The sequence below is a fragment of the Geomonas sp. genome, assembly GCF_035254065.1.
Lineage (GTDB): Bacteria > Desulfobacterota > Desulfuromonadia > Geobacterales > Geobacteraceae > Geomonas.
In genome coordinates this window covers 1-8176 of record NZ_DATFBA010000297.1, presented here as the reverse complement: position 1 = coordinate 8176, position 8176 = coordinate 1, and the positions used below count along the sequence as shown (strand labels likewise).

Below are 8176 nucleotides of genomic sequence, written 5' to 3'. Positions count from 1 at the left end.
CCGGCTGATCCCGATGGAGATGGCGGTGAAGCACACCATCTTCCCCTTGAAGCTGGAAGAGGGGAAACTGGCGCTCGCTGTAGCCGATCCCACCACCGACGAGCTCTTCCGTCAGATCGCCGCCCAGCACAACGTGAAGGTCATCCTTTACGTCTCCACCCGTTCCGAGATCAACCGCGCCATCGCCCGTCACTACTTGGGGCAGACCACGGTGGGGCCTTCGGGGAACACCATCCTGGTGGTCGAAGACGACCAGTTGGTGCGCGAGACGGTGGCCAGGACCCTGACCCGGCAGGGGTACGTGGTGGAAACGGCCATCGACGGCATGGACGCCTTCAACAAGATCTTCGGCCTCAAGCCGAAGCTGGTGATCACCGACAAGGTGATGCCCAAGCTGGGGGGATACGAATTCATGTATGCCATCCGCAACCTCCCCGAGTTCCGCTACATGCCGGTGATCCTGATGACCGCCGCCGCCACCCCCGACGAGGAGAAGGAGGCGCTGGAGCGGGGCTTTTTCGATTTCGTCCTCAAGCCTATCAAGGAGATAGGCCTTTTGACCCGCGTCCAGCGGGCCTTCCAGAGCAGCGAGCGCCTCTACGGCAAGAACCAATAACCTCCCCGTTTTTTCTCCCCCTATACCCCTAACGTTATTTCCTCATGAATAAAAGAGTCCTGCCGATGAGGAGCGGGTGTTCCCTGCTCCTGGCCTTCCGTCGGTACCGGTGTTCTTTGCTGCGTCTGATCCTCCGGAACGTAAACTGCTGGGCCTGTCGACGAGACGAGCCAGGGGCGAGGTGCCAATCCCCGCTGTCATTACTACCTCTGCCGAGGCAGGTATCCTGACGTGGAAGGACTCTCATGGCCGACGTTCATCATGAAAAGGAAAGCATGCGTGCCAGATGTTTCGCCATCCGGTTGATCGGTGTGGTGTTGCTCCTCGATCTGTTCGTGGTTGCCATGGCCTTCGTTTCGCTGCGTGAAAGCAGACGGCAATATGCCGAACGGGCCGCGGTCCAGAGCCAAAATCTCTGCCAGGCCCTGGTTTACAGCATGACTGGGATCATGGATGTCGTCGACGTGGCGCTTTCGGATGTGGTCGACGATGCCGAGGATCAGCTGGCCTGCGGCGGTATCAAGGCGCAGGTGCTCGACGCCGCCATCGTAAAGCAGCACAGGAGGCTTCCTGACCTCGATGGCCTGCGCATGGCCAATGCCAGGGGGGAGATCGTCTACGGCACCGACCTCGGGAGCGGCGCGGTGAAGAGCGTGGCGGACCGGGATTATTTTCGGCAGTTGAGGGACAACCCAAAGGCTGGCCTGGTGATCTCCAAGCCGCTCGTCGGCCGGATCTGCGGCAAGTGGCTCTTGATAGCAGCGCGACGGGTGAACAACCCGGACGGCTCCTTCGCCGGTGTGGTTTGCGGCTCGCTCACGCTGGAGCGGATTCAGAAGATCATGGGCAACATTGACGTCGGGGCCAGTGGCGGAATCAGCCTGCGCCAATCCGACACCTCCATCATCGTCCGCCATCCGAACAGGGGGCCGGGAAACGAGGCGGGACGTCAGGCGATCTCCGCCGAACTCCTGCGCCGTGCGAAGCTCCAGCAGCCAACCGGCACCTTCTATACCCCACTAAGTTGGGACCATACTCCCAAGATTCTCTCCTACCAGCGTCTCGAGCGTTATCCCCTCTTCATCCTGGTCGCCTTGGCTGCCCGGGACTATCTGGCTCCCTGGCACGGTGACTTCTTGAGGATGGCTGCCCTGGTTGCGCTTTTCGTGGCCATGACCATCATCCTCTCCCGGCTGGCGTACCGGTGGTGGTTGCGCGAGAAGATTGCCGAGGAGGCCTTGCGGAAATCGAAGGCGGAGCTGGAACAGCGGGTGGCAGAGCGTACCGCAGAGCTGTTCACCGCCAACTCACGGCTGGTCGGCGAACTCCAAGAACGGCAATTGACTGAGGAAAGGTTGCGGCAAAGCCGCAACACCCTGGCCCAGATCATCAATGCCATCCCCCAATCGGTCTTCTGGAAGGACCGTGACAGCGTCTATCTCGGCTGCAATGTCATATTCGCAGGTAGGGCGGGTTATGACGATACCGAGTTGGTGGTGGGAAAAACCGATTACGATCTCCCCTGGCTCAGGGAGGAATCGGACGCCTACCGGGAGGACGACAAGGAGGTAATGGAGGGGAACGCCGCTAAGACCCACATTGTCGAGCAGCAGCTCCAAGCCGATGGAACGCGGGTGTGGGTCGATACCACGAAGGTCCCGCTATGTGACGACCAGGGCGAGGTGTACGGGGTCCTGGGGGTCTACGAGGACATCACCCTGCGCAAAGCAGTCGAGGAAAGCAGGGACAAGGCGCTCACCCTCTTCGAATCGCTGCTGACCTCGTCCCCGACCGGCATCCAGGTGTTCGATGGGGAAAGCGGTGATTGCGTCACGGTCAATGATGCCTTGCTGCAGATGATTGGCGGTGAACGGCAGATGGTGCTTGCGCAGAACTTCAGGGGGCTCCGGTCCTGGAAAGAGGCGGGGATCGAAGAGTTGGCCGAGCAGGTTCTCTCCGACTCCATCACCAGGCGCATGGAGAAAAAGATCACCTCCACCTTCGGTAAGACAGTCCACCTCGATTTCTTCCTGACCCGCTGCGACGTCGAGGGACGGCCGCACCTGATGATGATCGCGCAGGACGTCTCCGAGTCGAAGCGGCTCGAAGAGGAGAACAAGAAGATAGCCGCCCAGATGCTGCACGTGCAGAAGCTGGAAAGCCTGGGGGTGCTGGCCGGAGGGATCGCCCACGACTTCAACAACATCCTGATGGTCGTGGTCGGCAACACCGATCTGGCCCTGATGCACTGCGTGGAGGTTTCCCCGCTGCGGGAGAACCTGTTGCAGATCGATCAGGCCGCAACCCGTGCCTCGGAACTGGCGCGCCAGATGCTCGATTATTCTGGCCGAGGACGTTTTTTGATCGAGAATCTGGATTTGACAGCCATCGTGCGCGACATGGTGAAGATGCTGGAGGTATCCGTATCCAAGAAGGCTCTCCTTAGCTACGACTTCGCTCCTGGTCTTCCTCCCATCAGCGGCGATGCGACCCAGCTACGGCAGGTGCTCCTGAACCTGGTCCTCAATGCCTCCGAGGCCCTCGGCGAACAGCCGGGTAGCATCACCCTTCGCACCTATTCCGCCGAGTGCGATCGGGGCTATCTCGCCGGCTCCTGGATCGACGACGGCCTTCCGGCCGGGACCTACCTGGTGCTCGAAGTAGCTGACACCGGCTGCGGCATGGACCAGGAAGTCGTCACCAGGATCTTCGACCCCTTCTTCACCACCAAATTTACCGGCCGCGGACTGGGCATGGCAGCCGTGCTCGGCATCGTGCGCGGGCACAAGGGGGCGATCAGGGTAGCAAGCGAGGAGGGGAAAGGGACCGTTTTCCGTCTCCTTTTCCCTGCCGTGGCCGTTGCCACCGGCCTGCCGGCGACCGACGGCTCTGCGGAGGTGTCGTATCGGGGGAAGGGGACTGTCCTGCTGGTGGACGACGAGGAGACCATCAGGGAAGTTGGCAAGGAAATGCTGCAGATGCTGGGTTTCTGCGTGCTTACCGCCAGCGACGGGCAAAAGGGGATCGACACCTTTCAGCGGCACGCCGAGCAGATCGCCTGCGTGTTGCTGGATCTGACCATGCCGGTCATGGACGGCGTGCAAGCCTTCAACGAGCTGCGCCGTCTCCAGCCGGAGGTCCGGGTGGTCATCACCAGCGGCTACAGCGAGCAGGAGGTGAGCCGGAAGTTCGCCGGAGAAAAGGGGGTTGCCTTCATCCAGAAGCCGTACAAACTGGCAGCGGTCAGCAGGAAGCTGCAGGAACTGCTGGGGTAGGAGGTCAGGCGGCTTTCAGCTTCTGCACTCCGGTCAGCGCCCCCTTTTGCGAGGTCTTCCAGAGGTCGTACTGCATCTGTTGAACCAGCCAGCTCTCAGGCGTGGTGTCGAAGGCGATAGCGAGGCGCAGTGCCATTTCGGGAGTGACGCCGGTACGGCCATTAAGCAAAGAGGAGAGGGCCTTTCTGCTGACGCCGAGGGCTTTGGCTGCCTCGGTCACGGATATGCCAATCGGTTCAAGGCAGAGTGCTCGAATGACTTCTCCGGGATGGGGTGGGTTGTGCATCATGCTTTTTCCCTTTGCTAGTGATAGTCAAGGTAGTCGACATCAAATACGTCGGGACCCTCGAAACGAAAGATAATGCGCCAGTTGCCACTCACGGCTACGGCGTGAAACTCCTGTAGTTGCCTGCCAGTTGATGGAGGCGGAGTCCGGGCAGGTTCATGTCCTTCGGTTGCTGTGCGGCATCAAGGCGAGCCAGAATCAGTCGAATCCGACCAGAATGCTTAGGCTGGATGCCGACGTGAATACCGGCCTCGTAGTACCGCTGCAAGCCTTTGTGCCTGAAGGACTTGATCATGGAGAACTGTAACCCCTACGGTTACAATCCGCAAGCAGCAAATTAGGCTGAAACAGCAAAGCGGGACAGATCATACGAACTGTCCCGCTTTTTATCTTGAAGAATTTATCTGAGGGGGACGCTACTTCCCGCCGGCCACCATCAGCTCGGCCACCAGCTTGGTGAAGCGGAGCGGGTCCTTGATCGGGCTTCCCTCGGTGAGCAGCGCCTGGTCGAAGAGGAGTTCGCAGTAGTCGGCGAGCTTCGGGTTCTCCTTGTCTTTCTCGTACATGGAGGTCATTACCTGCAGGATCGGATGATCCGGGTTGAGCTCCAGGATACGTTTGGACTCCGGCACCTCCTGGTTCATTGACTTCAGGATCTTCTCCATGTTGGCGTTCAGCCCCATCTCGTCGGCCACCAGGCAGCAGGCGCTTTCGGTGAGGCGCGAGGATAGCCGCACTTCCTTGATGTTCTCCTTGAGGGTCTCCTGGATGAAGGTCATCACGCCGCCGAACTCCTTCTGGGCCTCCTCCTTCTTCGCTTCCTGCTCCTTCTTCTCCTCCTCGCTCTCCAGCTCCAGGTCCCCGCGGTCGATTGCCTTCAGCTGCTTTTCGCTGTAGGAGCCGATCGCCGGCACCACCCACTCGTCTACCGGGTCGGTCATGTAGAGGACCTCGTATCCCTTCTTCCGGAAGACCTCCATGTAGGGGGAGTTCTCCACCGAGGCGCGCGACATGCCGGTGATGTAGTAGATCTCCTTCTGCGCCTCCGGCATCCGCTCCACGTACTCCTTGAGGCTCACGAACTTGCCGCCCTCGGTCTTGGAGCTCTCGAAGAGCAGGAGATCCTGCAGCTTCTCCTTGTTGGCGTAGTCGAAGTGGATCCCTTCCTTGATCACCGGACCGAACTCGTTCCAGAACTTCAGGTAGTCCTCCGCGTTCTTCTCCTTCATCTCCGAAAGCGTGGAGATCACCTTGCCGACCAGGCTCTTCTGGATCCGCTTGATCTGCACGTCTTCCTGCAGGATTTCGCGGGAAACGTTGAGCGGCAGGTCGGAGGAGTCGACCACCCCCTTGATGAAACGGAGGTAGTCCGGCAAAAGCGCCTCGCAGTTGTCGGTGATGTAGACCCGTTTCACGTAGAGGTGCACCCCTTTTTTGTGGTCGCGCAGGAAGAGGTCGAACGGCTTGTGGGACGGGATGTAGAGGATCGACTTGAACTCGCTGACCCCTTCGGCGGAATAGTGGATGGTGGAGAGCGGCTTGTCGTAATCGTGGGAGATGTGCTTGTAGAACTCGAGGTACTCGTCCTCGCTGATCTCGCTCTTGGGCCTGGTCCAGATGGCCTTCATCGAGTTCAAGGTCTCCTCGGTGGTCTTCTCGATGGTGCCGCCCCCCTCGATCACCTTGCCGTCCTGGTCCTTGACCGGCTCGCTGCGGGTGATGTCCATCACGATCGGGTACTGGACGTAGTCGGAGTACTTCTTGACGATGGAGCGGATCTTCCACTCGTCGAGGAATTCCTTCATGTCGTCCTTCAGGTGCAGGACGATCTCGGTGCCGCGGGTCTCCTTCTGGCACTCCTCGATGGTGTAGCTGCCGTCACCGGTCGACTCCCAGCGGCAGCCGTACTCCTTGTCGCCCGCCTTGCGGGTGGTGAGGGTCACCTTGTCGGCCACCATGAAGGAGGCGTAGAAGCCGACGCCGAACTGGCCGATCAGTTCCGGGTTGTCCGCCAGGTTCTGCTCCTTCAGCGCGGCCACGAAATTGCGGGTGCCGGACTTGGCGATGGTACCGATGTTGTCGGCCACCTCGTCCATGTTCATGCCGATGCCGTTGTCCGTGATGGTGAGGGTGCCCGCCTCCTTGTCGGCGTGGAGCTTGATCTTCCAGTCGGCGTTTCCTTCCAGAAGCTCCATGTTGGAGTGGGATTCGAACCGTATCTTGTCAATAGCGTCGGAGGCGTTGGAAATCAGCTCCCGCAGGAAGATCTCCTTGTTGGAGTAGAGGGAGTGGATCACCAGATCCAAAAGCTGCTGGACCTCGGTCTCGAACTTCTTGACGGTTTTGGTCATGGGTGGGGTGTCTCCTTTAATCGCTTTTTGGTTGAGCTTCGCAGAAGCTAATCATGGACCTTCAGGATTTCAAGGGGGGAAAAGAGAAAAGGTTTAGATTTCCCCTCGCCCCCGGGAGAGGGGGAGGGGTGAGGGAAGCCGGCAAAGGCGAGATGCCGGATTTAAGATATTACGAATGCCGCAGGTACTGGTCCAGGATGGCGGGGTGCACGTTGATGCGCATCACCTCCCACGCCTCCCTGAGCGCCACGGCGTCGTTCAGCGCATGGTGGCGGGTGAGATCGCGGAAGGCCCCCGCCTTGGCCTCCTGGAGCAGGGGGACCAGTTCCGGGAAACTCTCCGAGAAGAGGGGGAGCGGCTCGTGGAGAAGGTTGACCGGTTTGGAATTTCCCAAGAGGTCCTTCAGGAGGACCCAGTCGTAACGGGGTGCATCGCTTACCACCCGGACCGGGCAGCAGAAGTCGGCCAGCCAGCCGGCCAGGCGTCTCTCAGCGTACAGCCGCTCCTGCATGAAGTCCCCGCCGGTCAACTGCGGCAGGACAGTCTCGGCGACGAAATCTGAGCACCCCTGCGGGCTCCAGCCGTCAGCCAGTTCGGCGTAGAAGGTTTCCCCGCTTTCGGCGACCAGCGCGATGCTGATCAGCTGCGGGTAGTCGAGATCGGTGAATTCGGCGTCCAGGAAGAGGAGCTTCGGGGCCGGCTGGCTGGCGGCCAGACACATCCTCGGATGCCTAACCCGCTTGCGGACCTTGGCGTGGGCGGGGCAGAGGGTCTTGGCGAAACCGTGGCCCAGCCGGAGTGAACCGGGGGCTCCGCACTCCTCGCAGGTGGCCGCCGCCTTGTGCTCGACCTCCCTTGCCACCTCCCTGACCAGCAGGGAAGGGGAGTCCACCTTCAGGAAGAGCCCGCCCAGCCGCTGCTCCGCCTGCACGTAGCCGACCTTCGGCATCCCCAGGTGCTCCATCGCCTCGACGGCGGTGCAGAGGTCCCAGACCAGCGGGTACCACCCCCTGCCGCAGCGCACGTGCCCCGGGCCGCCCTGCAGGTAGCGGGGGAAACGCGCGCACAGTGCTGCCTGGGCGATGGCGCCCTCCGGCTTCACCCTTCCTTCATGGGGGAGCAACAGCTTCTCCGTCCATCTTTTGAAGTTGACGATGGCGTCGACGGTGCCGAGGGCGAACCTTCTTGCCAGCTCTATGAGGGGGGCAGGGGCGATGGTCATGGTGGCGATGATACCCATGAGAGCCTGTTTCCTGCAAGGGCTTCCTTGCCGGGAACTCTCACTTCTATTTTATAATGAAAACGAGGAACCGCATCTACCAATGTGGCCTAACTCCGCTGGATTTCTTGACTCTCAGCCCCCCCTGTGCTAATAAAAGTAGGCTAAACCCGTTTTCGTCAAGTGAATAGCTCCCTCCAACGCATGAGCCCCCCGGCAACCATTCAAGGAGCCCCATGTACCATCCCGACTACGCGACCTTTCAAACCCTTTCCGCCCAGGGCAACCTGATCCCGGTCTACCGCGAAATCCTGGCCGATCTCGACACTCCGGTCAGTGCCTTCAAGAAGATCGACGACGGACGCTACGGCTTCCTGCTGGAGAGTATCGAGGGTGGCGAGAAGTGGGGGCGCTACACCTTCCTCGGCT

6 protein-coding genes and 1 pseudogene are annotated in these 8176 nt (G+C 60.4%); 3 read left to right on the top strand and 4 right to left on the bottom strand.

All coding sequences use genetic code 11. The annotated features are described in order from the left end of the window. Both VJ604_RS13505 and VJ604_RS13500 read left to right on the top strand, forming a co-directional pair. On the top strand, positions 1–616 hold a 616-nt coding region (locus VJ604_RS13505), incomplete at its 5' end, for a response regulator (RefSeq protein WP_324083315.1). Between the two features lie 275 nt (positions 617–891). After that, positions 892–3891 carry an ATP-binding protein gene (locus VJ604_RS13500; RefSeq protein ID WP_324083314.1) on the top strand — a complete coding sequence of 1000 codons (3000 nt, stop codon included), beginning with the start codon at positions 892–894 and terminating at the stop codon, positions 3889–3891. A gap of 4 nt (positions 3892–3895) precedes the next feature. Here the strand turns inward: VJ604_RS13500 and VJ604_RS13495 are convergent, their stop codons facing one another. The 4 genes from VJ604_RS13495 to VJ604_RS13485 form a co-directional block, all read right to left on the bottom strand. Further along, positions 3896–4177 carry a HigA family addiction module antitoxin gene (locus VJ604_RS13495; RefSeq protein WP_324083316.1) on the bottom strand — a complete coding sequence of 94 codons (282 nt, stop codon included), beginning with the start codon at positions 4175–4177 and terminating at the stop codon, positions 3896–3898. A gap of 97 nt (positions 4178–4274) precedes the next feature. Beyond that, positions 4275–4472 carry a type II toxin-antitoxin system RelE/ParE family toxin gene (locus VJ604_RS19310; protein ID WP_414652441.1) on the bottom strand — a complete coding sequence of 66 codons (198 nt, stop codon included), beginning with the start codon at positions 4470–4472 and terminating at the stop codon, positions 4275–4277. Between the two features lie 121 nt (positions 4473–4593). After that, on the bottom strand, positions 4594–6528 hold the full coding sequence (gene htpG / locus VJ604_RS13490) for a molecular chaperone HtpG (RefSeq protein ID WP_324083313.1): 1935 nt from the start codon (positions 6526–6528) through the stop codon (positions 4594–4596). A 169-nt stretch (positions 6529–6697) separates the two neighbouring features. Continuing rightward, positions 6698–7768: a 3'-5' exonuclease family protein gene (locus VJ604_RS13485; protein ID WP_324083312.1), complete on the bottom strand. Its 1071-nt coding sequence runs from the start codon at positions 7766–7768 to the stop codon at positions 6698–6700. 215 nt (positions 7769–7983) lie between these two features. Here VJ604_RS13485 and VJ604_RS13480 point away from each other — a divergent pair. Then, a pseudogene (locus tag VJ604_RS13480) lies at positions 7984–8176 on the top strand (anthranilate synthase component I); the annotation flags it as partial.

What these genes read in the sequence shown, in the direction of transcription:
- VJ604_RS13500 (WP_324083314.1), top strand. Translation starts at nt 892, where the DNA reads ATGCGTGCCAGATGTTTCGCCATCCGGTTGATCGGTGTGGTGTTGCTC.
- VJ604_RS13495 (WP_324083316.1), bottom strand. Translation starts at nt 4,177, where the DNA reads ATGCACAACCCACCCCATCCCGGAGAAGTCATTCGAGCACTCTGCCTT.
- VJ604_RS19310 (WP_414652441.1), bottom strand. Translation starts at nt 4,472, where the DNA reads ATGATCAAGTCCTTCAGGCACAAAGGCTTGCAGCGGTACTACGAGGCC.
- htpG (WP_324083313.1), bottom strand. Translation starts at nt 6,528, where the DNA reads ATGACCAAAACCGTCAAGAAGTTCGAGACCGAGGTCCAGCAGCTTTTG.
- VJ604_RS13485 (WP_324083312.1), bottom strand. Translation starts at nt 7,768, where the DNA reads ATGGGTATCATCGCCACCATGACCATCGCCCCTGCCCCCCTCATAGAG.